This is a genomic window from Herpetosiphon giganteus, from assembly GCF_016907925.1.
Taxonomy (GTDB): domain Bacteria; phylum Chloroflexota; class Chloroflexia; order Chloroflexales; family Herpetosiphonaceae; genus Herpetosiphon; species Herpetosiphon giganteus.
Map to the genome: position 1 here is coordinate 123,789 of NZ_JAFBCZ010000002.1, position 26,237 is coordinate 150,025.

The 26,237-nt window shown below is 52.8% G+C and carries 19 protein-coding genes; 6 read left to right on the forward strand and 13 right to left on the reverse strand.

All coding sequences use genetic code 11. The features are described from left to right. Window positions 1–374 precede the first annotated feature (374 nt). On the forward strand, window positions 375–983 hold the full coding sequence (locus JOD20_RS02090) for an FFLEELY motif protein (RefSeq protein WP_204753686.1): 609 nt from the start codon (window positions 375–377) through the stop codon (window positions 981–983). Here JOD20_RS02090 and JOD20_RS02095 read toward each other — a convergent pair. The 5 genes from JOD20_RS02095 to JOD20_RS02115 form a co-directional block, all read right to left on the reverse strand. Further along, the gene (locus JOD20_RS02095) at window positions 968–2,512 is read right to left on the reverse strand and encodes a UDP-N-acetylmuramoyl-L-alanyl-D-glutamate--2,6-diaminopimelate ligase (RefSeq protein ID WP_204753687.1); all 1,545 of its coding nucleotides are present in this window, start codon (window positions 2,510–2,512) and stop codon (window positions 968–970) included. The two genes, JOD20_RS02090 and JOD20_RS02095, sit on opposite strands and share 16 nt — an antisense overlap. Window positions 2,513–2,521: 9 nt before the next feature. Continuing rightward, window positions 2,522–3,586: a peptidoglycan bridge formation glycyltransferase FemA/FemB family protein gene (locus JOD20_RS02100; RefSeq protein WP_204753688.1), complete on the reverse strand. Its 1,065-nt coding sequence runs from the start codon at window positions 3,584–3,586 to the stop codon at window positions 2,522–2,524. Beyond that, window positions 3,583–4,320 carry a PIG-L deacetylase family protein gene (locus JOD20_RS02105; RefSeq protein WP_204753689.1) on the reverse strand — a complete coding sequence of 246 codons (738 nt, stop codon included), beginning with the start codon at window positions 4,318–4,320 and terminating at the stop codon, window positions 3,583–3,585. Before JOD20_RS02105 ends, JOD20_RS02100 begins: the two co-directional genes overlap by 4 nt. 183 nt (window positions 4,321–4,503) lie before the next feature. Further along, on the reverse strand, window positions 4,504–5,511 hold the full coding sequence (locus JOD20_RS02110; protein ID WP_204753690.1) for a HEAT repeat domain-containing protein: 1,008 nt from the start codon (window positions 5,509–5,511) through the stop codon (window positions 4,504–4,506). Between the two features lie 405 nt (window positions 5,512–5,916). Continuing rightward, a complete protein-coding gene (locus JOD20_RS02115) occupies window positions 5,917–7,056 on the reverse strand; it encodes a polysaccharide deacetylase family protein (protein ID WP_204753691.1) in 1,140 nt (379 codons plus the stop codon). A gap of 245 nt (window positions 7,057–7,301) precedes the next feature. Between JOD20_RS02115 and JOD20_RS02120 the strand changes: the two genes are divergently transcribed. The 4 genes from JOD20_RS02120 to JOD20_RS02135 all read left to right on the forward strand — a co-directional run bounded on the left by JOD20_RS02120 (window position 7,302) and on the right by JOD20_RS02135 (window position 12,381). Further along, window positions 7,302–9,143, forward strand: coding sequence for a hypothetical protein (locus JOD20_RS02120; protein ID WP_204753692.1), 1,842 nt, complete (start codon window positions 7,302–7,304; stop codon window positions 9,141–9,143). 72 nt (window positions 9,144–9,215) lie between these two features. Continuing rightward, complete coding sequence (locus tag JOD20_RS02125) at window positions 9,216–10,208, forward strand: YpdA family putative bacillithiol disulfide reductase (protein WP_204753693.1); 993 nt, start codon at window positions 9,216–9,218, stop codon at window positions 10,206–10,208. Then, window positions 10,208–11,386, forward strand: a complete 1,179-nt coding sequence (locus tag JOD20_RS02130; RefSeq protein WP_204753694.1) for a class I SAM-dependent methyltransferase — start codon at window positions 10,208–10,210, stop codon at window positions 11,384–11,386. Before JOD20_RS02125 ends, JOD20_RS02130 begins: the two co-directional genes overlap by 1 nt. A gap of 101 nt (window positions 11,387–11,487) precedes the next feature. Then, window positions 11,488–12,381, forward strand: coding sequence for a metallophosphoesterase (locus JOD20_RS02135; RefSeq protein WP_204753695.1), 894 nt, complete (start codon window positions 11,488–11,490; stop codon window positions 12,379–12,381). Between the two features lie 251 nt (window positions 12,382–12,632). Here the strand turns inward: JOD20_RS02135 and JOD20_RS02140 are convergent, their stop codons facing one another. The 8 genes from JOD20_RS02140 to JOD20_RS02175 all read right to left on the reverse strand — a co-directional run bounded on the left by JOD20_RS02140 (window position 12,633) and on the right by JOD20_RS02175 (window position 24,039). Continuing rightward, on the reverse strand, window positions 12,633–13,943 hold the full coding sequence (locus tag JOD20_RS02140; protein WP_204753696.1) for a DUF58 domain-containing protein: 1,311 nt from the start codon (window positions 13,941–13,943) through the stop codon (window positions 12,633–12,635). After that, window positions 13,943–14,890 carry an AAA family ATPase gene (locus JOD20_RS02145; protein WP_054536688.1) on the reverse strand — a complete coding sequence of 316 codons (948 nt, stop codon included), beginning with the start codon at window positions 14,888–14,890 and terminating at the stop codon, window positions 13,943–13,945. The genes JOD20_RS02140 and JOD20_RS02145 overlap by 1 nt, the downstream gene beginning before the upstream one ends. A 65-nt stretch (window positions 14,891–14,955) precedes the next feature. After that, the gene (locus JOD20_RS02150; protein ID WP_204753697.1) at window positions 14,956–16,122 is read right to left on the reverse strand and encodes a DUF4350 domain-containing protein; all 1,167 of its coding nucleotides are present in this window, start codon (window positions 16,120–16,122) and stop codon (window positions 14,956–14,958) included. A gap of 1 nt (window position 16,123) precedes the next feature. After that, entirely contained in the window at window positions 16,124–17,026 is a 903-nt protein-coding gene (locus JOD20_RS02155) for a DUF4129 domain-containing protein (RefSeq protein WP_204753698.1), read from the reverse strand. A gap of 22 nt (window positions 17,027–17,048) precedes the next feature. Continuing rightward, window positions 17,049–17,963 (reverse strand): hypothetical protein, encoded by a 915-nt coding sequence (locus JOD20_RS02160; protein ID WP_204753699.1) that lies wholly within the window; start codon window positions 17,961–17,963, stop codon window positions 17,049–17,051. Window positions 17,964–18,065: 102 nt separating this feature from the next. Then, window positions 18,066–20,174 (reverse strand): response regulator, encoded by a 2,109-nt coding sequence (locus tag JOD20_RS02165; protein WP_204753700.1) that lies wholly within the window; start codon window positions 20,172–20,174, stop codon window positions 18,066–18,068. Between the two features lie 17 nt (window positions 20,175–20,191). Further along, window positions 20,192–23,053 (reverse strand): DNA polymerase I, encoded by a 2,862-nt coding sequence (gene polA / locus JOD20_RS02170; RefSeq protein ID WP_204753701.1) that lies wholly within the window; start codon window positions 23,051–23,053, stop codon window positions 20,192–20,194. Between the two features lie 311 nt (window positions 23,054–23,364). After that, window positions 23,365–24,039, reverse strand: coding sequence for a VOC family protein (locus JOD20_RS02175; RefSeq protein ID WP_204753702.1), 675 nt, complete (start codon window positions 24,037–24,039; stop codon window positions 23,365–23,367). 258 nt (window positions 24,040–24,297) lie between these two features. Here JOD20_RS02175 and JOD20_RS02180 point away from each other — a divergent pair, with 258 nt between their 5' ends. Further along, window positions 24,298–26,046: a golvesin C-terminal-like domain-containing protein gene (locus JOD20_RS02180; protein WP_204753703.1), complete on the forward strand. Its 1,749-nt coding sequence runs from the start codon at window positions 24,298–24,300 to the stop codon at window positions 26,044–26,046. Window positions 26,047–26,237: the final 191 nt, after the last annotated feature.

Consider the following 26,237-nt stretch of genomic DNA (forward strand, 5'->3'; position numbering starts at 1 on the left):
TGGCAAGCATTTCCGTTCCCTCAGCCCCCAACCCGCTCTCCCACTGAACGCGGGCGAGGGGGAGCACGCATGGATTGACCATGAATCATGCGAAAACCACCACATGAATCCCCTCGCTCACTTCACTGGACGCGGGCGAGCTGCTGTTTTACCGACGTATTGCGCAAGAACCATGGCGTTAAAGCCCCTCGCCCGCTGGGCGGGAGAGGGAGAGGGGTGAGGGAACGGAAACTATACCTATATACAATCTCCGCTAGCCAAAAGCCCATAGCCTCATTTCCTCTGCGCCTCTGCGTTAAAACCTATTTCTATGCGATGACACGGCGTGCTACAATGGTTGCTATGACAGAATTCAAGCAACGGTGCTTCGCCTTATGCCATCAGCCAAGTATTACAACTATCTCCAAATATTTCAGGCCAAACGCTTAGAACGCGATTACAAACATCTCCTCGCAGAGCCACAATACCATGGGCTAGCCCAGTTTTTTCTTGAAGATATGTATGGGCCATATGATTTTCATGCCCGCGATACCCAAGCCCGCCGTTTACACCAATTTATTCATTTGGCTCCGGGCTTGAGCATCGAAGATATTGAGGTAACGCTTGATTTGCTCAATCTCACGGTTCGGCTCGATCAGCAGGTTGCCGATTGGCTTGAGCACAATGGCGTAGCCCTGCCATTTAGCGAAGCTCAATACGAAGATGCCTATTATCGGGTCAATAGTTTTGAGCCACGGGTTCGCCAAATCGAGCTGATCAACGAATCGCTGCGGCGTGTGCATCGCTTATCGCGGATTAGCCTGCTTGGCACGGCGCTCAACAATACCAAAACCTTTGCCAAACTGATGGGCATGGGCGAATTGCATCGCTTCTTGCGCCGTGGTTATCAGGCCCTGCTACCAGTTCACGATCTCAAGCCCTTTCTGACCCAAGTGACCCATACTGAGCTTGATCGGCTCAAACGGATTTATCGTTTGGTATAGCCCAAGCCTTGTAAGGCCCGTTCTGCCTCGTGATGTTCGTTCCAATCGATGTCGCCGCTGGCGTAAATGATATTGCCTTCGTGACCTTTACCGAGCAAAAGCACCACATCGCCAGCTTTGGCTGTAGCCAGCGCTTGCTCAATCGCTGTGCGCCGATCAGGAATTAGCCAGCAGTTTTGGTCGATAATTTTGCCCTCAGCTTGTGCTCCTGCCGCAATTTCCTGCAAAATCTGCATTGAATATTCGGCGCGGGGATCTTCATCGGTCAGATACAGCAGATCGCACCATTTGGCGGCAATTTGGCCTTGAATCGGGCGTTTGGCCCGATCACGCTCGCCTGCCGAACCAAAGACCGCAATCAAATTGCCTTGGGTCAACGGGCGGAGCATGCTCATCACTTGCTCAAACGAATCGGGATTATGAGCATAATCGACCAGCACGCTAAATGGCTGGCCAAGCTCAACTTGCTCCATCCGACCGTTGATGCCAGCAATCGCTTCGAGCCGCTGAATTGCTGCCGCCAAATCCACCCCGCGAGCCACACACACGCTCAGCGCCGCCAGCACATTGTAGACATAAAATGTGCCGACTAATTGCAAATTCAGCTTGAACGTGCCTTGGGGGGTTTGGGCCGTGAAGCGCAGGCCTTTGCTGGTCGAAACAATCTCGGTTGCGCGTAAATCGGCTTCAGTATGAATTGCATAGCTCAGTTGGCGCACTTGGTTGCCAGCTGCCAGCCGATACTGCTCAGCGTGGGGATCATCTGCATTGACGATTGCCACTTTTTCAACGGTTGTGGTTTGGCCAAGAATTGCTTTTTGGCTGGGGCTGGTGCTCAGCAAATGGAACAATTGGGCTTTATCGGCGCGATATTGCTCGACCGTGCCATGGTAATCGAGGTGTTCGTGGGTCACGTTGGTAATTAATGCCACATCATAGGCACAATCGCCAAGCCGATTCCAACGCTGCGATAAGCCATGCGAAGTGCTTTCCACCACTGCATAACGACAGCCAGCAGTGACCATTTCGCGCAGCATGGCCTGAATTTCCAAGGCCTCAGGGGTTGATTGGCGGGTTTTGTTGGCCCATTGGCGTGGGCCAATTTTAAAATCGACGGTGCTCATAAAGCCAACCAACTCGCCGCTGGCTTCCAAGGCTGCCGCCGTTAAAAAGGTAGTCGTAGTTTTGCCCTTCGAGCCAGTAATGCCAATCACTTCTAATTGGTTGGCGGGGTAATCGTAGAAGGCGGCGGCAATTGGCGAGAGCGCAACTTTGGCATCGGCAACCAGGGCCGAGGGAATGCTGGCTGGTGGCGCTTGATTGGGATCATCATAGACCACCGCCACCGCGCCTTGCTCCAAGGCCGCCGCAATATAGCGATGGCCATCGACGTGTACACCATTGATCGCCACAAACAGCGCGCCTGGCGTAACCTTGCGCGAATCATAGGCCACGTTGCTAATGGTTGTGCTATGATCACCGGCGGCTTGATGGGCAACATGCAATAAAAGTTCAGCCAACGATTTCATCAATTATTCCTATTCAGAACGGCGGCGCTGCCAAAGCCAATACGCCGGACGCAAGAAAACACGATCATAGGCTGGCAGATAGCGGACTGGTTGGCCGCCCCAGCCTTTTTTGAAGCGATACACCCCGGCCATGCCCGTGGCTTGCGCCGCTTGTTCTAAGCGTTCGCGCTCAACAGGGTCGGTCGTAGTTTCAAGGGCTAAGAATGCTTCGGGAATGCCCCAAAAATCGTAGAGCGTGCAGCCACGTTGCTTGGCCCACGTAATCGCTGCCCATTGCAAGGCATGGCTGGCGGCAAATTTCAGGCCTTCTTCGTTGGTGCCGCTATACATATATTGGGCTTCAGCGCCTTGGGCAAACACCAAAAAGCTGCCAATCACCCGACCTTCGCGTTCAGCAATCAACAAGCGGGCTGCACCATCGGGCTGATCGCCACCAAACAAACGCCACGCTTGCGCGTAATACTCGCGGCTATGAATGCCAAACTTAGCGCGTTGGCTGGTAGCTTGCATAATTGCATAAAACTGGTCGAGATCGGCCTCGGTTGTGCCAACTCGAATCGTCACGCCTTGGCGCTCGGCACGGCGCACATCGGCGCGATGGCCTTTGCTGGCTTGGGCTTGCAAGGCTGCTAACTCTGGCTCAAGCTGAAGGTGAATCGAGGCGCTGGGTTGCATACTGCTGCTTGGCTCGTAGCCTGCCAACAACAGCTCAGAATGGAGTTCTGCAGGCGTTCCTGCATCAAGCAGATTTGGCTCTAAGCGCAAAAATGCGGCCCAACGCTTGCGGGCCAAGCGCTCCAAACTTTGCACCAACAAGCGATTGGCTGCTTGATCAGCTGACCAAATTGGGCCACGCGGCACATAGGCCACCCGCAAGCCATATTGCGAGCGCCACAAAATTTGTGCTCCGGCGCAAAACCCATGCTGATTGTAGATGGCGATGCGTTGGGGTTGCCAGCCAAATTGGGCTTTGAGCTGGCCCCATTCTGCTTGTTGTAAGAGATGGGCTGTGGGCTGAGCTGCTAGCTCCGCCGACCACTGCGCCGCATCAAGCTCGCGTAGCGCAAAACTCACGCTTGGCCTCCTCGCCATAACCGTTCAGCAAACCCGTGTTCGGCCACGCTGGCTGCATAAGCGCTTAGCTCTTGCTCCATCGCTGCGACCGTGCCAAACAACTCAACCATTTGGCTGGCATAATCGGCAACCGCAGCCAGTTTGGTGGCTAAAGTTTGGTCAATTTGAAGCACTTGATCAAGCGTTGGTTGAATTTGGGCCAAGCGTTGCTCGCGGGCATTGTTGCGGGCAGAATAGGGCAAATCTTCATACCAACGCAGGTTTGATAAGACCTTTGCTGCCACGCCATGGGTAATTTGATGATCAACGTGATTACCAACCGCCAAAGGTGCATACCACTGCGCAGCAGGATATTGCTTAGCGAGAGCTTGAAGTTGGCTGGTTAAGCTATCCCACAGCAAATCGTTGGGCATTGGCGTGCCAAAAATCGCCTCGACTGAATCGTAGGCAGGGTGGCGATAAATCGCATCGTGTTGCTCAAGCAAGAGCAAATCGGCTCCAAGCCGATCGGCGGCAGCTTGATCTTCGGCCCGCCGAATGGCAATGGGATCGCTGTCCGCGCCCCAACGCTGGTGCAAATAGGCGGCAAAACTGTTGAGTTCGCCGCTCGGTGGTGCACTGCAAATTGTAACGATCAAACAACGCTCGCCAGCAGCATGCCAACCAGCCAGCGCACCGCCAAGCGAGAGCGCCGCATCATCGAAATGTGGCGATAAACAAATGTGTTGATACATAAGCACAGAGAACATAGAGCATAGAGCATAGCTGCCTTATGGATATGTTCGGCTCCTTGTTACTAACTGAGGGGTCGGGGATTAGGCTCGCCCAAGCTTCGTGCTCTTCGTTAAAAAGCTTACGCCTTGGCCCAACCACCGATCCCAATTTCACCCTTCATCCCTCATCCTTCATCCTTTGCGCTATTCCTCGTCGTCCTCACCATACCAATACTCGTCTTCGTCCTCATCGTCGTCGTCAATTGGCAACGATTGCATGGGGTCGTCGAAGAATTGGAGTTCTTTGAGTGCTTCGACGGCGGCTTCGCGACGCACGCCATCGACTTCTTTGATCAGTTGTTCAAGAAAGCGGCGGGCGGCAGTACCACCAATTTGGCCAAGCGCCCACATAGCGGTGGTTGCAACTTCGATGTCGCCATCGGCGGTAGCGCGAGCCACGTGATTAACGATCGATTCGGCCAAATCGCCAAGCTCGCCTGCTGCCCGCACTGCTTCGAAGCGCAACAATGGCTCGTTGGAACGCAAGCTGTTGGTAATGGTTGGCAGCCATTGATCTAAGCCAGTGCGACCCATGGCGCACAGCGCGGCAGCTTGCCAACCATCATCATAGCGTTGGTAGGCTGTGCCAATTTCTTGATTGACGCGGGGATCGCTATCGGCCAAATAGCCTAAAGTTTCCAAGAGCCGTTGACGCACTAAGGGCGAGGTTTGCTGATCGTCATAGGCAGCCCAAAGTTGCTGTGATAACTCGTTGCTGGTGCGCTGATCGAGATTGCCTTCGCCGGCGCGCAAAGCCCATGCGCCAAGCGTGATTGCTGCATTGGCGCGCACGCCATCGTCTGCGTCGTTAACCAATAATTCGCTTAAACGCCGCAAACTGGAGCGGCGGGTATCCTCAGCCATGCCTTTGACGGCGGCAATTCGAATCGCTGGATCTTGGTCGGTGAGCAAAATGCTAAATACTTCGCGAAAATCAAGCTCTAGGCTAGCCTCGGCGACTTCTTGCATGGCTTGGGCCAAGTTGCGGCGATGGCTTGGCTCGATGCGCGTCCATTCAAATTCAAAAGTTTCAGCTTCATCTTGGTCAAGGTCGTTAAAAACTTTGAGTCCGCTCAGCACGATTGGGCGATCATGGTCGCCAATTTCGATGATTGCTGCTTCAATATCGCGTTCATTTTGTTCTTCGGTCATATTTCACCTTCGTGATAGCATTGCGTTTTAGTCTACCACGGATAGATCAACGACTTTTGCTAAAGTTATCGTAGTAGATTGGCAAAGCCCCTCACCCCAACCCCTCTCCCGCCCAGCAGGCGAGGGGCTTTTGAATACTGTGGTTCTTCTGCAATACGTGGTAAGCCACAAGTGCTCCCCCTCGCCCGCGTTCAGTGGGAGAGGGGGCTAGATTGTTAAGATCCCCTCACCCCAACCCCTCTCCCGCCCAGCAGGCGAGGGGCTTTAACACCGTGGTTCTTGCGCGAATTGCGGTGAACAATGGCGGCTCCCCCTCGCCCGCGTTTTCGTGGGAGAGGGGGCTGGGGGGTGAGGGCTTACATCCCCGATCCCTGAATCCTGACCCCTAGCCCCTGATCCCTCGCGTTACTTCCGTTCGTAGCGCCGAACTTCGAGGTCTGGCTGCAAGCGGCCTTGTTGCTCTTCGCCAAGGGTTTCTTCGCTGGGCACGGTAATCGTGTCGGGATCGCCATCGGAAATAAATTTAAGGTCAGGCCGTTCTTCAAACAGCTGATACCAATATTCCAATTGCGAATCGACAGCTTGGGTGCGCCGAATGTGGTAGGGATCGAAGGTTTGCGAGTAGGGCGAGGGGCTGGCTCCGCCGGTCACATCGACGGCGGCGCTCAAGGTGTAGCTTTCGCCTTCCGATTCACCTTCGCGCACTAAGCCTTCATTGGCGGGAAACATACCCAAGGGATAGCTCAGGCTGGTGACTTTATAGCCATCGCCGATGCGCTCTTCAAGTTCTTTGATTGAGAACGCCAATTGCCATTGAATCTGTTCTTCGTCGGCTTCGTCGAGGCGTTGGTGGGTGTAGGTATGGGTGCCAACCTCGCCGCCCAAGGCCACAATTTCTTGCAGCTTTTGGGTTGCCAGTTCTGGCTGACCAAACAACACTCGTTCCTTGACATCAACATCGATCAATGGGAAGAACACGCCAATCGCTGGGAAATCTGGGTGTTCAGCAGCAAATGCCTGCAAAATGCCCATAGCCGAGGTTGGGTCGATTGTGCCATCTTCGAGGTAGCGGAACTGACCATCTGATGAATCATCGAAGGTCAACACGACTGGCGATTTGCCCAAGGGCACAGTGATATTATTTGTAACCAAATCACGCAAGGTCATTGGGTAAAAATTATTGGCATACAACCACTCTAAATCATCGCGCAGCTTCTCGGGCGAGCGGCTATACTCTGCATCGGGCGATTCAATTAAGTGATATTCTAAGACCAAGACCCAGCCAATCTCGTTGGGCGCATATTTAGCGAGATCCGCATCGCTCAAGCCAGCAGGGGTTGGCGAGGCAGCGGGGGTTGCTGTTGCGGCGGGCGTTGGCGAAGCAGCCGTCGTTGGCGAGGCGGCAGTGGTTGGGCTAGCAGCAACAGTTGTGGTTGCTGTTGGAGCTTGAGTTTGGGGCGCTTCAGTGGCAGTACCTTGACCGCAGCTAAGCAACACTCCACAAACCGTCAAACCCCACAGTCCACGAATCCAACGTCGAATCATGCCTACAGTACTCCTTATCTTTGCGATCAGCACCACGATCTTGTGCTATTATCGTGCGCGATTCTATGTTAATCATCATACTCGATCTTGCCGACCCACCGTAGCGCGAGAGAAGCGTGAGAAGCTGACAAATTCCTGAGACAGTTCCGCTAAGGCGCGGTTTGTTAACTGGAGGACTGCCCATGGCCTTCGCCACACCCGAACAGGTGCACCGTTACCCTCGTCGGTTCAAATGGATTTTTGAGGTGCTTTGTACTGTCCTCATTGTCGTTGCTGTGGTGCGCTGGGGACGTGCCGTTTTGCAGTATCTCTGGGATAGCCGCAATATCAACGCCGCCTTTATCGCCCGTGACACGTTTTACGAACCGTTAGTTAACTGGTTCAACCAAACTGGTCAATCGCGCCCCCGCATCCGCGATTTGCTCGATCTTGCGCCCTCGTTTGGCTGGTTGGGCTTAGCCTTGCTCGTGGTTGTCTTTGTTCGTAATTTCTTCCCCACAATTCGCACCAGTAGCCGTGGTATTTTAATTGAATGGGGCAATGGTTGGTTGCCCGTTGGTTGGGAGCAAGTGAGCGGCTTGCGGGTTACCGAGGATCTCTCAGGCGAACGCTTTGTGCTGTTGTTGCAAACCAACAATAAAGCCTTGACCAGTTGGCATCGCTTTTATAGCTTGCTCTATCGGTTTAGCTTGCGCCGTGGCGTACTGATTACCTCGGGCATCTCCGATTTTCTGCCGTTGGTGCGTATGCTCACCAGCGAGCTTGAACAGGTGGCGCGCCAAACCAAACAACCAGTTGTTAAGCTTGATGAAAAGGCTTCCTCGCCGTTGTTTCAGCTGTTGCTCAGCCCAGCTGGCTTTTTCAGCCGCCGCTCCAAGAGCGATAAAGACTATGTGGAATACGCCACTCAAGCAGGGCTAACCGCCCAACCTGGCCGCGTTGCCAGCATTATGGCTACCTATCCCAAGCGCATTAGCACCTTGCTGGTTGGCGGCACGGCAATTATGGCGGTGCTTGGGCTGCTGCGTGTGCTCGATATGCTGCGCCAATGGATTGGCCTGAGCTTTGGCTTGGGCGGTATTTTTAGCAGCGCTCCCTTGCCGTTTGATCAAAGTGTTTGGTGGCTGCCAGTTGCCGCAGTGCTCTTGCTGGTCGTCTTAATTCCCATGTTGGTGGTGGTGCGTAACATTCTGCCCGATATTGAATCGCGCCAAGAAGGCTTGATGGTGCGCTATTTCAATCGCTGGCTGCTGGTGCGCTGGGAAGAAATTATCGCCGTCAAAACCGCCAGCCTCTCGGAAGATAATCATGTGGTGCTGATCCAAACCACCAACCAAAGTTTGAAGTTGATGCATCATCTTTCGTCGTTGCTGTTCGATGGCTCGAATGCCCGCGGGGTTTTATTAACCTCAGCCTTGAGCGTTTACGATCCCTTGGTGCAGCAAATTGTGCTCGAAGTTTCGCGCCGCCAACGACCGAACGAGCAAGATGAAGGTATCTTGACCGAAGACGCGCCAGCGTGGTTGTTGCGCTTGATGTTCAAACCGAGCGAGGCGATCGATCGCATGGTTTCCAATATTTTGCGCCGCGAAGATAGCGACAAAATTAAGTTTGAGACGATGATTGCACTTGGGCGGCCAATGCTTTGGCTGGCAGCAATTCCTACATTAATGCTTTTAGTCGAGCGCCATATCAACGGCGTGCACTATCCAACCGTTGGCTCAATTATCAATGTCTTGATTTTTGCTGGTTTCTGTTTGTTGGAATACCCGATTGCCGCCGCTGTCGCCCGCTTCAGTGAACGCAATATGGATGGCGATGCCCACTTGGCCCGCCCATTCTATCTCTACCCAACTGCCCAATTGCCCCGTATTGTCGTCATGTTGGGTGCATTGTTGCTATTGGTCTTAAATGTACCATTGTTGCCAATTTTGCTCTGGATTGGCGCAGCAATTTGGTCATTCCTGCTGACCTCTGGTTTGTGGGAAGGGCTATATGGCTGGAGTGGTGGTAAATTATTAGGGATTGGGGCAATTCCAGCAATTATTCAGGTGATCGCGCTGATGATGTGGGCTTCGATGAGTTAATCAATTGTCTAGCACCGCAGAGGGCGCTCAAGCGTGGCGCTCTCTGCGGTTTTTTTATTTGCGAGGAGCAGTATGCAAACCTACGATCTGATTATTATTGGGGCTGGGCCAAGCGGCTTGAGCGCGGCCATTGCCGCCCAAGCAGCAGGCTTCAGCTATCTTGTGCTCGAACGTGGCGCAATCACCAACACGATTATCAATTATCCGCTGCAAACAGCGTTTTTTAGCACAGCACCCAATTTGACCATTGGCAATGTGCCATGGAGCAGCATTCATCCCCATCCAACCCGCACCGAAGCGTTGGCCTATTATCGCGGTGTGGTTGAGCATTTTGGCTTAAATATTCATGTTTACGAGCCAGTTCAAGCGCTGGAGCGTTTAGCAGATGGCACGTTTCAGCTGCAAACCACCCGCCACGATCAAACCAGCGCCAGCTATCAATGCCAAGCAGTGATTGTGGCCAGTGGCTCATATGATACGCCAAATCAGTTGGATATTGCTGGTGCTGAATTGAGCAAAGTGCTGCATTATTATCGCGAAGGCCACCCCTACTATCGCCAAAACGTCGCAGTGATTGGCGGAGGCAATTCTGCTGCCGAGGCTGCGCTCGATTTGTATTATCACGGCGCAAACGTGACGATCATTCATCAATTTGCCAGCCTCGATCAACGAATTAAGCCATGGATTGCTGCCGATTTGCAGGCATGGATCAACACAGGCAAGATTCAGCCCTTCTGGGAAGCCAATGTGACGGCGATTAGCCCAACCAGCATTCAAATAACCAAGGCCGACGGCTCGCAGCACGAACAGCCCAACGATTGGGTTTTTGCCCTAATTGGCTATCGCCCGAATACGAGCATGCTCGAATCGGCTGGAGTGCAGGTTGATGCCGATGCTGTGCCAAGCCATGATCCAGCGACATTTGAAACCAACGTGCCGAATTTGTTTATTGCTGGGGTTTTGGCGGCAGGCTCCCATCCAAGCAAAATCTTCATCGAAAATGGTCGCGAGCATGGTCCTGCGATTATTGCGGCCTTGCGCCAACGCTGGGCGGGCAAAGCCTAATGGAGATTGAAGGTTTTCGTTGGTTGTTGAGCGCTGCTGGTCAACAATTGCTGGCCGAGTTGAGCGCCGATCCTGAGCTGAACGAAGCAAACTTTTTGCGCTATACCACCAAGTTGCGCAAACGCTATCCAGCAGAGGCGGTCACGGCGGCGTTGGAAACCAGCTTGTTGCGGCGAGCAGCCCAAGCCAAATTTCCCCAAGCCAGCCAGCTCTATTTTACCCGTGAGTCGTTGGAGCAGGCCACGCCTTGGCTGGTGGCCAACTATCGCCAACGCCATTTTGCTGCTGGCTCGCGCTTGGCCGATTTGGGCTGTTCGGTTGGCGGCGATGCCTTGGCGCTGGCCCAAAGTTGCCATGTTTTGGCGCTTGATCGTGATCCGTTGCGCTTGGCAATGCTGGCGGCCAATGCTGAAACGCTTGGCTTGAGCAATAACATTGCCATCCAAGAGGCCGATTTTACCAGCTTGGAATTTGCTGGCTACGATGGCTTGTTTATCGATCCGGCGCGGCGCAGCAATGGCAAACGAATTTGGGATGTTGAGCACTATCAGCCGCCGCTTTCGACGCTTGAGCGTTGGCGCAGCCAAGTGCCAATTCATGGAGCCAAGGTTGCGCCTGGCATTCCCGACGATGCCGTGCCTGCTGGCTATGATCTCGAATTTATTTCGCTTGATGGCGATTTGCGCGAGGCGAGTTTGTGGTGGCATGCTGGCCAAAACGGCGGTCAACGCAAGGCCGTGGTGCTGACCAGCGCTGGCAATGAATTCAGCATTATTGCCAATCCTGAGCAAGCAGCGGCGGCACTGAGCGAGCCATGCGGCTATTTGTACGAGCCTGATCCGGCGGTGATTCGGGCGCATGCGGTGGCTGATCTGGCGGCGCAACATCATTTAGCGCAATTTGATGCCAGCATTGCCTATCTCACCAGCGACAGCTTGGTGCAATCGCCATTGCTCAGAGTTTGGCAAATTGAGCAATGGCTGCCGTTTAATCTTAAGGCTTTGCGTCATGCCTTGCAGGAGCGCGAGATTGGGCGCGTGACGGTGAAAAAGCGTGGCTCGCCAATTACGCCAGAGGAGCTGAGCAAGCAACTGCGCTTGAAAGGTCGCTATGAACAAACCTTAGTGCTGACCAAATTGCAAGGCCAGCCGATTGTGCTGCTGGTTAAACTGCGCTGAGTTGCACGCTATCTGCTGCATATCAGCCGCATATCAGCTACATTTGCTGTTTAAACCGCTATAAACTACGTCGTAGAAATAAACAGAAGTAGGAGGTTTGTATGGCAGCAGCACTTTCACGCCGCAGTTTTCTGAAAATAATGGCCTATTCGACCTTGGTCACAACCGCTGGCACGCTTGGCGCAGCAGCCTATGGCTTCAATGTCGAAGCCGAATGGCTGAGCATCCACGAAGAAACGATCGTTTTGCCGCGCTTGGCCAGCGCCTACGATGGCTATCGAATTGCCCATTTGAGCGATATTCACATTGACGATGTGCTAATGACGCGTGAGCATTGGCTGACCACGGTGCGCATGGTCAACGCCCAAAAACCAGATTTGATTGCGATCTCAGGCGATTTTATTACCAACGATGCGAGCCGCTATGCCGAGGATTTGGCGGTTGGCTTGGCGATGCTCGAAGCGCCCGACGGGGTTGTGGGTGTGTTGGGCAACCACGATTATTGGAGCGATGGCAATGGCGAGACGGTGCGCCAAGTCTTGCGCGCAACTGGCATTCACGATCTCACCAATCGGGCGATCAGCCTCAACCGTGGCAGTAGTAAATTACACTTGGCGGGCCACGATGATCTTTGGCCCAACCCGCTTGGCCCCAACGACCCAAGCACGATGAAGCCAGTGCTTGATCGCTTGGTAAGCGAGTTGCCAAGCAACGATGCGGCAATTATTTTGGTGCACGAGCCTGATACCGCCGATTTCACCGCCAGCTACAATCGCTTCGATTTGCAGCTCTCTGGCCATGCCCATGGCGGCCAAGTGCGGGTGCCAGTCAAAGGCGCGCTGCTGCTGCCCTATTTGGGTATGCGCTACCCCGACCATCGCTATAATCTTGGTTCGCTAGTGCAATTTACCTCGTGGGGCTTGGGCTGTAGCTGGCCGCAAGTGCGCTTTGGCTGTCGGCCAGAGATTGTGATGCTCAGCTTAGCATGTGCTTAACCTCAGATGAGTATCAGCCGATTTTGAGCAAGCCAGCGGCCAAACTGTGGTATCCTAGGGCCATAGGGCATAACCAATTAGGAGGATTGCAGGTGAAAGCCACAACCACACCACTACGCCGTGTCATGAGTATTGCAGCAGGCATCGCGCTCGGCATTGCCCTCGGAGGCATCATCAGCATGTTTATTTTGGTGCTGATTCTGATCTAAAATAATAAACATCACGGGGCAAAGTAGCCCCGTGATTGGCGGTTAAATTAATCCCCGACCTTTGAACTCCAGATATTTATTAATCACCGAAACTGTGAGTTTATTCGCTGGCACATCGATAGTGTGTACACCAGCTTGGTTCAGCGTGTCGAGCACCACGCGGCGTTCATCGAGCACCATTTCGGCCACCGCTCGCTCATAGACATCGGTCGAATTTTGGGTTGATTTACCAACGTAGCCAACTAAGTTGGGGTCGCTCATCACCACACACAATGCCAAGTGGGTTTTGGCCAAACGTGCCATATGCTGAATCAAAGGCTTAGCTGTATCCATCGTGCTGAGGTCGGTAAAAATCACCACCAGCGAACGCCGCTTGTTCTTCAAGCCCAAGTAGGAGATAGCGCGGCCATAATCGGCCTCGACTGGCTGTGATGGCAAGTTATACAGCATCTCCAACATTTGATAAAACTGGGCCTTGCCCCGTCGCGGCTGCAAAAAGCGCCCCACATGGTCGGCAAACGACAGCATGCCAATATGATCGCCCTTGAGCATCGCCACATAGCCGAGCATCAAGGCGGCGTTAATTGCATAATCCAGCTTGGCAATATCGTTGATCGTTGGGCGCATCAAGCGGCCTGTATCAATGACCGAAACCACATATTGCGAGCGCTCAGTTTCGTATTCGGCGGCAATTAGCTTGTTGCGGCGAGCGCTGGCCTTCCAGTTAATCGAGCGAAACTCATCGTCGGGCGTGTATTCGCGCAAGCGCTCAAACTCAGTGCCCGAGCCAAAGACCCGCGCTGTCCGCAAACCAAGCTCAAACAACATGCCTTTGCGGGCCAGCATATCGTATTTGCGCACATCAAGCACATTTGGGTAGACCTTAACCAATTCGTCGAAGGCGATTTTTGATTGGCGCAAAAACGTGCCAAGGGTGCTGGTGTAGCGCAGGTTGATATTGCCAAAGCGATAATCGCCGCGCCGCAATGGCCGCACATGATAGCTGACTTCTTGTACGCTCTCTGGCTCGATCTTGGTTTTGAGAATCAGCGCATCGCTGGGAAACTCCACCGGGAATTCGTCGCGAATTTGCAGATCGAGGGTGCGTTGGCTTTGATTATGCACGGCCAGTGTAATCAGGTTTTGTTCGCCAATCGAAAGCTTTGGTTCGTTGATGCGCGCCACTTCCAATAATGTTGGCTTGGGCGTGATAAACCAATCGACGGCCACAAAGCCAATCAGCAACAGCACATAGACCCAGATTGTCCAGCGGAAATCGGGGTTTTCGGCCCCGATGACCACCGGCACTAGGCCTGCGAGCAGAATTCCTAATAAACGGCGCGATGGAATCATCAGCGAGGAACCTCAATACGCCCCAAAATCCGGGTCATGGCGGTATCTGGGGTTAAACCTTCAATCTCTGCCTCTGGTTTGAGAATAATCCGATGGCGATAGACTGGGCGGGCCAAGAATTTGACATCATCGGGCACAACATACTCGCGGCCTTGCATTGCCGCATAGGTTTTGGCAGTCAAGAGCAAGGCAATCGAGGCGCGTGGCGAGCCGCCCAGCACCAAATCTGGCGAGCGGCGTGATTCTTGGGCAATGGCATTGATATAGTTGATCACGCCATCTTCAACCCGCAAGCGCCCAATTTCATCGCGACAGCGCATAATCGTTTCTGGCGTGACAGTTTGTTGCAAATTGACGTTGCTCAAATTACGCGCATTAAAGCCTTGGTTATAACGGCGCAGCACCTCGAACTCAACTTCTGGCGGGCTATAGCCAACCAACACCTTGAACAAAAAGCGGTCGAGTTGGGCTTCGGGTAGCGGGTAGGTGCCTTCGTATTCCATTGGGTTTTGGGTGGCAATCACGAAAAATGGCTGTGGCAAAGGCATCGTTTCGCCATCGATCGTAACTTGCTGCTCTTCCATGGCTTCGAGCAGGGCAGCTTGGGTTTTGGCAGGAGCGCGGTTAATTTCGTCGCCCAACAAAATTTGGGTAAAAATTGGGCCTTTGCGCAAGCGAAACTGGCTGGTTTGCATCTCGTAGACGCTGGTGCCCATCACATCCGAGGGCATCAAGTCGGGGGTAAATTGCACCCGCTTAAACTCGGCTTGCACCAAATGGGCCAAGGTTTTGGCCATCAAGGTTTTGGCGGTGCCAGGCACACCTTCGAGCAAAACGTGGCCGCCGCTCAGCAAAGCAACCACGAGCTGCGTCCAGGTTTCCTCTTGACCAACAATAACTTTTGTCGCCTCTTGGCGCATATATTCGGCAACTTGTTTAACCAGCATTGATCCTCCAATATCGTTCTCACGAGCACCGCACGATGCCCGTAGCCTAGGCAAAAAGAGCGTGCTTAAACCCGACCTTGTTGTTCCCATGTTTGAATAAAGCGATCAATATCGCTGACCAAGGCCAAGATATTGGCTTCGCTTGGTTTGGGTTGGCTTAGATGGTTGAGTAAATGGGCAAGGTGATTGCGATCAATTGTATCGGAATAGCGTTGAACTTCGTTGATAAATTGTTGATCATCAAGCTTTGGATTAATTCCATAGGGCTTGGCAATTCGGCGTTTGAGGTAGGTTTTATAGTGAGCCTGCATATGTTCAGCTTGGCGGCCCCGTTGAAACAGATTCGCCATCGATTGCACATATTCGCTGCTATTGCGCTGCATCAAATCGATTTTGCTGGGCACAATTTGGCCAAAGCGGCGGCCTGATAATAACGCCCACAGCCCAACAACAATCGCGCTATACAGCATTGCTGCAACTAATGGCGAGTAGGGTTTGGCGGGCACTGGCGCAGCTTTTGGTGGCAAAGCGCGGCCATGATGCACTTCATCGAAGGCAATCGTGCCACCTGCTGGTGTTCGATTAACCATATTCAAAATGAGGCGCGCATTGCTTTCACGAAACAAGCCAATGTTGGTAAAAATATCAACATTAGTCGAAGCGTAAATCATGCCGCTGCCACGGCTAATGCCGAGCAAGGTTGGCTGCTGCTCCGTGCCGATAATCACTTGGCTATTTTGGCGGGTTCGCTCAAAGTAGGTCATTGTGTGATACTCTTCGAGGCTGGTAACATCAGGATTGACCAAGCCGTGGCTGGGTTTGGTGGTTGTAACTGGATTCAGGTCCTCATTGGGTTTAACTGTCAAATCTAAGCGTGTGAAGATGCCATTTTGTTTAGTATCAACGATAATCAACGTCGCGCCCGTTTCTTCAACCCAGCGCAAAACTGCGTCAATCTCATCAACTTGCCAACCATTGAAGCGTTCCGAAGGCAACGAGATCATGACATTGATTTTTTGATCAAGGTCATCAAAACGGCGATATTCGTAGATTTCGGTTTGATAGCCAATTTTGCCGAACCAGAGTTGCAGGGCCGCCGCGCCAAGCGCACTTTCATTGTAAATCGAGCCAGTTTCGCTATTATTGGTTTGCAAATCGAGCGAGCTGACCAAAAAAAGCACCAGCGCGATAATGCCAACAACAATGGCAATGGTTTTAACTTTACTACTCATCTTAGCGTACCTCGCGCAGGCTTGTCACTTGTTGGCGATAGTGATCAAAGGTTGTTTGATCCACCTCGGCAATCCCATACCAGACCCGATCGAAGGTCTGAATCACGGGGGCTAGGCGCTGATGCAACGGCGTGTTGCTGGGCACTGCTGCCAAAACTTCGCGGTTGGTCAAGGTACGGTCGTAGCGCAACATGCCGCGTTCCTCCAGCCATAACAAGGTTGAAAGATACAAATAGCGCACTGCATCGCGAAAATTAGCTTCTTCGGCGGCGACTTTATCGGCGCGTTCAATGGCCTGGACACTGGTTAATTTTTGCTCTTCAGCTGGGTCTTTACGGCGGGCAATCTTGACATTACTGCGTTGCACGGTTCTGGCAATATACAGAATTAGCCCCAGCACAAACACCACCGCAATGACCGTAAAGCACGAGGTTAGGCCTTCGCCAAAGAGCCAGCGCAGAAAATTGAAATTAGATGGTGCTGGTGCGTCTTGGGGCTTGAGTTTATCAAATGGGTCGGTATTCAAAATAACCTTTAAGGTTTCGAGGTCTTGGGGAGCAGATTCGCGCCCAGCGGTCAGGGCTTCGAGCATCGCTGCCAAGCGATCGCGGATAATTGGCAAATTTGGCGTTGTGCTCGCCAAAGCATCCTTGAGCCATTGATGATTAACTTCAATCAAATCTTCGCTGCGCGTGCGGATATGCTTCAGCGCAACGATTTTGTCGCTGGCCTCGCGCAGCCCAATTTCATCAGTGCGTTGGGCTGCGGTAAAGGCTTCGCGTAGCAATTGGGTATATTCGTTGACGCTAACAACCTCAGGCGCTTGGGCTTGGGCAATCAAGGGCTGGGCCAAAACCCCGCTCACGAGCAACAAACAAGCTAAAATTCGCCACATTCGATACATCTCAACCTCTCAATTAGGCTATTTATTGTTGCACATTCAGGCTTGGGTTGCTCGGCACACCAGCATATGCCAAGCGGATTTGATCATAATAGAGCAAGGTAAAGCCAATATAGGCCATCGGTAAGGTCATAATCGAAGTAACTGTCGATAAGCCTTGGGTCAGCGCAATCGCCAGCGCACTGGTTTCGCCGAACAGCGCCATAGCAATCGCACTGATAATTGTGGTTACATAGCTGGCGAGAACGCCTAAAAGCACCACCAACGTGATCCAAATATTGCTAATGCGGCCAAACGCGCCCCGCGTTAAAACCCACGAGTGATGGATGGCGCGAAACACATTGATCCGCTCAGCCACAATAATTTGTGGCACAAGGCTCAGGCGAACCCCAAAAAACCACAGCAAGCCCAAGCCTAAAACGAGGCCAGGCAGCTGAGCGAGGGCAAAAAACAGTAAGATAAAGAGCGCTAAAACGCACAGACAGCCCCATGCAAACAGCGAGGGCAAGTGGCGTAAACTACCTAACACGACGTTGAGCCAACGAGGCTTGGCTTGGCGATAATGTTCGCCAACCGCAATCACACTCGCAGCCATCGCCACGTTGCGCATGATGAAAATTGAAAAAAAGCCAACCCCTAACAAACCCCAAATATAGGGCGCAATATCAGCCCGTGGATACTCTAATACCCACGTGCCATCGCCCATTTGGTTATTTTCAACCCGCCGCGTCATTTCGCCCATAATGACGTTCAACTGTGATGTAGCCCGAGCTTCTACCCCGTTGGCTTGCATCCAGAGCGTTCCAATCAGTAAGGGCACGACTTGGAGCGCGGCCAAGCCCATAAATAAGCTCGAATAGCGCCGAAGCAGGTTGAGTGCTCCGCGAATTAACGTAAATAATGGCATTGGTGTGGGAGTTGATGATGGAGACTGCTGCACAAGAACCCTCTGCTTAAACACCATGGGAGCGGCGAGAATGCTACCGCTAGGATGTATTATACCGCAGCCCCCAAGGTTCTGATAGAGCAAAATGATGCTAAGTTAGGTCAAATTCATGGCTTCGCTTGGCAAGAGGGGAAACTGAAGCAGGGCCGTGACTCCAGGCTCAGGGTCATTTGGAATCAGGCTGATCGAGCCGGAAGCGCGCCACATTACCGCTGCACAAATTGGCAAGCCCAAGCCCAATCGTTGCGGGCCGTGGGTCGTCCAGAAGGGCTGCCAAATATCGCCAAAGGCATCAGCAGGAATCCCTTGGCCAGCATCACGGAAGGCCAACACCGTTGCATGCTCAGTTTGATAGGCCTTAATCACGATGCCTGCGTGGCTTGAGCCAGATTCCAAGGCATTGTTGAGCAACTCAATGCAGAGGGTCAGCAAGTCGCGTTCTTGCAACAAAACATACAAGTTGGGCTGAATTTCTAGCCGCAAATCCTCGACCGAGTGATGAACTTGCAAGGCTTGATCGATCAGGCTTGGCAGCGCTTCGCTCAGATCAATCGGAAACGGCGCGGGATTGCTGCGGCTGGCTCCTTTGAGCAGATGAATGCGCTGAACCATATCTTTGCCGCCACGCACATGCTTGACCACTTCAGATAATAATTCGCGCTGGGCTTCATCAACCGCATCAAGCTCGGCCAATTGGGTATTGCCCAAAATCACTGCCAAGAGATTGTTGAAGTGATGCGCCATTTGGCCTGCCAGCTGCGCCATATTGCGCAAGTAACCCAATTCTGCTTGCTCGGTTTGGCGTGCTGCTTGGTCGGCGACGGTTTGGGCATTGGCCAAGGCTACGGCAAAATGCGGGCGAGCCATTTCTAATAAGGCCACTTCTTCGTTGGTAATGTGGCGATCTTTGATTGCAATAATGAGCACGCCCAACAAGCGAGCCTGATGATGCAGCGGCACTGCGGCACAGCCTTGATAGCCAGAATCGAGCAATTGTTGGGTGATTGGCACCAATGTATCATCGCCTAAAACGCATGCATACACTTTGGTAATTGTGCCAAGTTCGGTCAGCACATGCAGGCTTGGCTGATCGTTGGGCATACAGAAGGCATCACGTTGCGAGGTATAGGCCAAATCAATAACCGCGTTGCGATACGAATACCAAGCAATGGCAACCGGCCCCATAATTTGCTGCAATTCTTGCTCGATGCTGCGATAGAGCGAATCGAGATCTAAATTGGCGCTCAACGATTGGGCCAAATTATTGACCAATTGCAACTGACGGGTTTGGCGCGCTAGTTGTTCGCGCATTTGGGCTTGGCGAATCGGCCCAATAATTTGATGCGCTATCAGTTCAAGCAACACTTGATCATCGGCGCTAAAATGGTCAATGATGCTATGATAGACCGCCAAAACGCCCAACGGCCCGCTTGCATCGCCAATTGGCACAATCAAGGCCGAGCGCACGCTGGCCGCCGATTGATCAAGCGCCAGCCAACGTGAATCATCGCGCACATCAGCGATGCGCACTGTTTCGCGGCTGCGCAAGGCATAGCCCGCCGCACCTTCTTTGACCACCCGCTTGACCCGCTCAAGGTTGTGCGCAACGCCATTATCGGTGGTCAGAATTTCTACATCAGCAACATCGTGCAATAAAAATAGATTGCCATGGTCGGCGTGCAAGGCTTTGCTACTCACCTCGACCACATGGGCCAACATGCCCGAAATCGACTCGATGCGGGTGATGTCGCGGGTAATATCGGCAATCAAGGCAAAACGTTCGCGCTCGGCCTCGACCCGCGAAAGCACATGTTTGAGCCGAATTGCCGCCCGCAAACGCGCTCGCAAGGTTGCCGAATCAACGGGCTTGAGCAGAAAATCGTCTGCGCCCTCGAAATAGGCTTGTTGGCGCACCGCCAACTCTGCTGCTGCCGTCACCACGATCACTGGAATATAATGATGGTCACGTTGGGCACGAATCGTCTTCAGCACTTCAATGCCATCAATGCCAGGCATAAAAATATCAAGCAAAATGGCATCGGGCGGCGTTTGGCGCACAAACTCCAACGCCGCCATGCCATGCTCAGCCTCAGCGGCGAGGTAGCCCGCCGCTTCAACATAGCGCCGCACAATTGACCGATTTGAAGATTGATCATCGACGATCAAGACTAATGGCTGTTGACTAAATTCGTGCATTTCAGTCATGCAGGGTTCCTACATTACTAAGCTGGGGCGTGCCAGCGCTGAAGTTGGTCCCAATTCAGCCCTGTTTCGACGTTAACTTCCAATGGTACGGCCAAATCGGGATAAACTTGGGTCATCGTATCACAAACTAATTGAGCGACTGCATCACGCTCGGCCTCAGGCACTTCCAACACCAATTCATCATGCACTTGGAGCAACATTTTGGCTTGATAGCCACCTTCAAGCAAGACTTTTTCTAAGCGAATCATTGCCAATTTGATCAAATCGGCGGCTGTGCCTTGAATGCCTGCGTTGGTTGCTTCACGCTCGAAGGCGCTGCGCCGTGGCCCGGTTACGCCGCCCTCTTGCAACTCGCGGAAGTAGCGGCGGCGGCCAAACAAGGTTTCAACATAACCCACCGCCTTGACGCGCTCCAAGGTGCGGTCGATATAGCTTTTTAGGCCTGGATATTGGGCAAACAAGCCGCTGATCATTTGTTGGGCTTCGCCGCGTGAAAGGGCTGTGCGCGCAGCCAAACCAAAGCTGCTAATCCCGTAAATAATGCCGAAAACTGTCATTTTGGCAATTCGGCGTTGGTTTTTGCTGACTTCATCCATCGGAATGTCGAACAAGCGCGCTGCCGTTGCCGCGTGAATGTCCTGACCAGTTTGAAAAACTTCAACCAAGGCTGGGTCGGCGGTGATGTGGGCCAAAACCCGCAATTCAATCTGCGAGTAGTCGGCGGTCATCAGCACATGGCCTGGGCGGGCAACAAAGGCGCGGCGAATTTCGCGGCCTTCTTCGCTGCGCACCGGAATGTTTTGCAAGTTGGGCGAATCGGAGCTAAGCCGTCCAGTTTCTGCGCCAATTTGGCGATATTGGGTATGCACGCGGCCAGTTTTTTGGTTAATCAATTCAATCAAGGCATCAACGTAGGTCGATTTGAGCTTCGACAAACGGCGATAGCGCAAAATCATGGCGACAATGCCGCTTTGATCGTGGTTTTGCAAATCTTCCAAGGTTTCGGCATTGACCGAATAAACCGCGCCGCCGCTGCGGGTTGTGCCAGCCAAGCGCTTGAGATTGGCGGTTGGCAGTTTGAGCCGAATAAACAGCAGATCATTTAAATCAAAGCGCGAATTGATATTTAATGGTTCGCCCACAAAATCGGCAATGTGCTGCTCGATTTCGCGCAAACTTTGGCCCAACACTTGGCCTTGTTGCACAAGTTGCGCTCGATCAAGCCCAATGCCACAGGCTTCCATGCGCATCAGCACTGGGCTAAGCGGCATTTCGATTTGCTCGAAAACCTCACGTACCGCTGGAATTGCCCCAAGTTGCGGCATAAACAGCGCCAACAAACGCGCAGTCATATCAACATCGGCGCTGGCATAGGGGGTTACTTGTTCAATCGCCACTTGATCCATCGTAATTTGCTTTTTGCCAGTGCCAATCAAGGTTTCGATTCTGGTCATCTCAATTGGGCGATCATCAGCGTCGCGCAATTCAGCAAAGGCCAAATCCTTGAGGCTCTGACGTTTGCCCAACAAGGCGGCGGCGATGGCGGTATCAAAGCTCAAATGGGGCACATCAAGCCCAATCAGGCTGAGCGCGCTCATATCGAACTTGCCATTGTGGGCCACCACAGCTTTTTTGGGGTCGCTAAACAATGGTTTCAAGGCGGCGACAACTTCGGCGACGGGCAATTGCTGGCCGCTGCGATGGGCCAAGGGAATGTACCAGCCACAGCCAGCAGTGTGGGTCAAGGCAATCCCAACCACGCTGGCAGGCACTGGCGAGAACAAATTCAGGCTATTGGTTTCCACGTCGAAGATTAAACGTTCAGACTCAGCTAAAATTCTTACCAATTCGGCCAATTGTTCGCTGGTGGTTACCGCTTGGTAATCGCCAGATTGAGCAATTGGCTCGGCGCTTGGTGGCGTTGCATCATCGAACATGGTTAATTGGCTGGGATTGGTGGTTTGCGGCACGGCGACGACTTGCACCGCACTGACATTGCTCGAAAGCGGCAATTTATCGACCAACTTGCGAAATTCGAGTTGGCTGAACAAGGCCAACACTGTATCGCGATCGTAATCGTGCACTTTAGTTGCTTCGAGATCCAAGGTCACTGGGGCATCGGTGACGATCGTGGCCAAGTGAGTGCTAAAGCGGGCGGCTTCGTGCTGGCCATCGAGTTTTGAGCGATAGCGATTGGCAACTTTATCGAGGTTGGCGTAGATATTTTCGACGCTGCCCCATTCGTTGAGCATGCTAATTGCCCCAGCTTCGCCAATGCCCTTGACCCCAGGAATGTTGTCGGAGGTATCGCCTTTGAGGCCGCGCAAATCGGCAAGTTGGTTTGGATTCAAGCCTTTGTAGCGTTCGCGCACTTGGGCTTCGTCGTAGAGCGAGACATTGCCCTTGCCATAGGGATTGGCCAACAGCACCTTGGTATAGTCATTGACCAATTGGAGCGTGTCGGTATCGCCAGTGATGATCAAGGTATCGACACCCTGAGCTTCTGCTTGACGACATAACGTGCCAATGACATCATCGGCCTCGTAGTTTTCGGCAGTGTAAATTGGAATATTCAGGGCATTGATAATTTGCTTGATGCGCTCAAGTTGGGGGTGAAAATCGGCGGGTGTTTCAGCGCGGCCAGCCTTATAGTCTGGGTAAATATCATCGCGGAAGGTGCGCCCAATATCGAACGAAACCGCCACGTATTCTGGTTGGCGTTCGCGTAACAAGTTGAGCAAAATTGATAAAAAGCCTTGGACTGCGTAGGTTGGTTCGCCAGTTGCCCGAACCGACATGCCCGTGTCGCGGAGCGCAAAAAAGGCGCGAAACGCCAGCGCATGGCCATCAACCAAGACGAGCGTGGGTCGCTGCTGCATATGATCCAAACCTCCTGAAACACAACATCCACCCTGCATTGTAGCAGTATTTTGCTGCAATACCTAGGCGAGCGTAATCGAACATTTGTTCATTTTAACATAGAAACGAGGCCATGATAAGCAATTGATCCACGAAGGACACGAAGGACACGAAGGACGGAAACCGCGAAGCACGCGAAGAGCGCGAAGGCTAAGTTTTAGCCACAGATTGGCACAGATTTGCTCAGATTAATTTCTCGCCAAATAGCCCATCGCCTAGCACCTCGTCCCTGATCCCCGACCCCTAGCCCCTGAACCTCAACTCCTATGTTCTATGCTCTTTGTTCTCTGTTCTGCTCATATTTTGACTTCTGCCTTTTGATTTGCTTTATCCCGCTCGGGGTTTCAATGGTGGCGCTTAGCTGTGGCGTGACTGCGGTTTGCCACTTAATCTGATCTTTCATGCCAATTTGGCTCAGCATAGTTTCGATTTGGCGTGCGTGAGGGTGCTGTAGCTCAAAATTCAACAAACGACACCCTTGATCAGTTAAGCGTTGGATTGGATGTTGATCGCGCGGCCATTGGATGAGCATCGGTGCAACGCCAGCAAAGGGCAAACTACCATCGGCGGGAATTGTGATTTGCCAAGTTAAATCGCCGCGACTCATCGGCGTGACGCTGCCAAATTGGTGCTGAAGCAACTCGCTGGCGGGCTGAATGAGGATCGTGCGTGCCACCCAGGCTGCCAAGCGCGGAGCACTGTTTGCTTGCAACGCATCCAATTCAAACCAACGCGGGCGCTTGGGTGCGGGCAAACTTGGGTCGGGCGCGATCACTTCGAGGTAGCAATTGCCAAGATTAAGCAAGCAATTATGTGTTGCCATAGCTTGATGTTGGCCGCCAGCTTGCAGCGGCACACCGAGCAAATCCTCAACATAGGTCACGCCAACCGCGAGCGTGGGCGCGGTTATGACCAAATGATCGATCCACGTTGCTAAAGGCATCATGTGCATTACTCCTTTTATTTAAGCCTTATTTTTAGCATATATGTGGCGGTAAGTAAGGCCAAACTGAGAACTAGCTGATAATTAGCTGAAAATTATTATTGACTTTAAGGTATCGAGCCGCTATGATTGGCCTCCAAGCCCCATCTCCATGTTGAGATGTTTGTTGCCATGAACGCAGAGAAACCCTGTTGTTGATGGCCGTGTATTGCCTTGTTGTGGTTCGTGGGCGGAACGCACACTCGTAGGAGGTTGTCGATTATGCGGCGTTATTTGCTCGCCGCCGTCGCCATTGCCCTCTTGATTATGCCAGTATTGACGATTAATGCTGGTCCAGAGCAAGTTTGGGTTGATGATTTAACGGCTGGCAGCTTTGATGGGTTGGTCGGCAGTGGCACTATCACCCTCGCTCCCAACGCTCCTCCCGCTCCTGCATTCGTTGGTGATTATCCTCAAGCAGGCAGCTATCTTTCTTCCGAGCATCAATTTGAAGAAGTCGTTGCTGCGGTTGTAATTGATACCGATACAACGCTGACCACTGGTGGCGCTGTGCGTTTTGATGTGCGCGGCAAAAATCCCAGTGGTACGTGGCAAATGTGGCAAGAGGCTCCACGCGGTGGTCGGGTGGCACTCGAACGCCCAAGCAGCGTGATTCAATATCGCATGTGGCTGTTGGCCAATGGTGAATCACCACGTGCGCGCTCAGTCACCATGGTTGCCGAATGGTCGGGTGGCGCGGCAATTCTGGCCGAATCAGAAGCGCCAACCTATCGAATTTATGCGACCCGCGAGGGCTTGGTTGGCCATCGCACCGCCAACGGCCATATTATTCGCCCATACGATCAGTTTGTAGCCTTGCCTTCGTGGCGCTCGCTCTCATCGTATCGCGGCTATGAATACCAAGTGCGGGTAACCTACAAAGGCCGCTCCAAAGTTGTGCCAGTGTGGGATGTGGGGCCGTGGAACACCCGCGATGATTATTGGTCAACCAATCGTCAATCGTGGAAAGATTTGCCGCGTGGCTTGCCCGAAGCTCAAGCAGCCTATTACGATGGCTACAATGGCGGGCGTGACGAACGTGGCCGCCGCCCGAACTTGCCCAACGGCATCGACATTGCCGATGGCACCTTCTGGGATTTGGGCATTCCTGATAATGCCTGGGTCGAAGTGACCTTCTTGTGGGAAGGCTACGATCCTGGGGCTAGCAGCCCTGCGGCAACGCCAACCCCGAATGTTACCGCCACGCCATTGCCGGTAACTTTGCCACCAGCAGGCTCGCTGTTGGTCGATAACCGCGACAATAGCTTCCGCGAAATGCAAGGCGTGTGGTTTGATGCCCGCTGTGGATTTAACGGTGCCCACCGCTGGACCAAGAGCGTCGCCAATCAAAGCCAAGTTGATAACCTTGGGGTTTGGAAAGCACCAATTACCAACCCTGGTTTCTACGAGGTGATGGCCTATATTCCCGCTTGTGGTGAGCCAGCAACCAAGAATGCCACCTATGTGATTGCCCACGACGGCAGCAATACCAAAGTGCGCGTCGATCAAGAGGCCAATCAGAATAAATGGTATTCGTTGGGCGTGTACTACTTCAAGGGTGGCAACGAAATCTTGCTCGACGATGTGACTGGCGAAGAGGGATTAAGCGTGCGTTACGATGCGATAGCTTGGTTGCCCCGCTCCGACAACACCGCGCCCAACGCCACCATCATCGATGTTAAAGATCTTGGTGCAGGCCGCTATGAAGTGCATTGGAACGGCCAAGACGATAGCACAGGCGTGGCCAGTTTCGATGTTCAAGTGCAACGCAACGGCGGCGAATGGGTTGATTGGTTGGTAACCACGACCGAATTGCAAGATACCTTTATTATCGATGTGAACGCCGCTGATGCAGAAAATACCACCTACGGCTTCCGTGCTCGTGCACGTGACTGGGCTGGCAATACTGGCGAATTCCCACCGAGTGCGCAAGCTACCTCGCTCGATGCCTTAGTCATTCAACAGCCTTAAAGGTTTGGTGTCGCCTCAGCCCAACCCCTCGCCCGCTGAGCGGGCGAGGGGCTTTTTGTATTCTAGTTTTATCAATGATTTTTGGTTCTCCAATCATACACCCCTCGCCCGCGTTCAGTGGGCGAGGGGGTTGGAGGGTGAGGGCACAACGGCCAATTGAATTATCGCATGCGATTTCATCGTATAATGCT

Excerpts from the sequence above, each read along its gene's own strand:
- JOD20_RS02090 (WP_204753686.1), top strand. The coding sequence starts at position 375 with ATGCCATCAGCCAAGTATTACAACTATCTCCAAATATTTCAGGCCAAA.
- JOD20_RS02095 (WP_204753687.1), bottom strand. The coding sequence starts at position 2,512 with ATGAAATCGTTGGCTGAACTTTTATTGCATGTTGCCCATCAAGCCGCC.
- JOD20_RS02105 (WP_204753689.1), bottom strand. The coding sequence starts at position 4,320 with ATGTATCAACACATTTGTTTATCGCCACATTTCGATGATGCGGCGCTC.
- JOD20_RS02110 (WP_204753690.1), bottom strand. The coding sequence starts at position 5,511 with ATGACCGAAGAACAAAATGAACGCGATATTGAAGCAGCAATCATCGAA.
- JOD20_RS02115 (WP_204753691.1), bottom strand. The coding sequence starts at position 7,056 with ATGATTCGACGTTGGATTCGTGGACTGTGGGGTTTGACGGTTTGTGGA.
- JOD20_RS02125 (WP_204753693.1), top strand. The coding sequence starts at position 9,216 with ATGCAAACCTACGATCTGATTATTATTGGGGCTGGGCCAAGCGGCTTG.
- JOD20_RS02130 (WP_204753694.1), top strand. The coding sequence starts at position 10,208 with ATGGAGATTGAAGGTTTTCGTTGGTTGTTGAGCGCTGCTGGTCAACAA.
- JOD20_RS02135 (WP_204753695.1), top strand. The coding sequence starts at position 11,488 with ATGGCAGCAGCACTTTCACGCCGCAGTTTTCTGAAAATAATGGCCTAT.
- JOD20_RS02140 (WP_204753696.1), bottom strand. The coding sequence starts at position 13,943 with ATGATTCCATCGCGCCGTTTATTAGGAATTCTGCTCGCAGGCCTAGTG.
- JOD20_RS02145 (WP_054536688.1), bottom strand. The coding sequence starts at position 14,890 with ATGCTGGTTAAACAAGTTGCCGAATATATGCGCCAAGAGGCGACAAAA.
- JOD20_RS02150 (WP_204753697.1), bottom strand. The coding sequence starts at position 16,122 with ATGAGTAGTAAAGTTAAAACCATTGCCATTGTTGTTGGCATTATCGCG.
- JOD20_RS02155 (WP_204753698.1), bottom strand. The coding sequence starts at position 17,026 with ATGTATCGAATGTGGCGAATTTTAGCTTGTTTGTTGCTCGTGAGCGGG.
- JOD20_RS02165 (WP_204753700.1), bottom strand. The coding sequence starts at position 20,174 with ATGACTGAAATGCACGAATTTAGTCAACAGCCATTAGTCTTGATCGTC.
- polA (WP_204753701.1), bottom strand. The coding sequence starts at position 23,053 with ATGCAGCAGCGACCCACGCTCGTCTTGGTTGATGGCCATGCGCTGGCG.
- JOD20_RS02175 (WP_204753702.1), bottom strand. The coding sequence starts at position 24,039 with ATGATGCCTTTAGCAACGTGGATCGATCATTTGGTCATAACCGCGCCC.
- JOD20_RS02180 (WP_204753703.1), top strand. The coding sequence starts at position 24,298 with ATGCGGCGTTATTTGCTCGCCGCCGTCGCCATTGCCCTCTTGATTATG.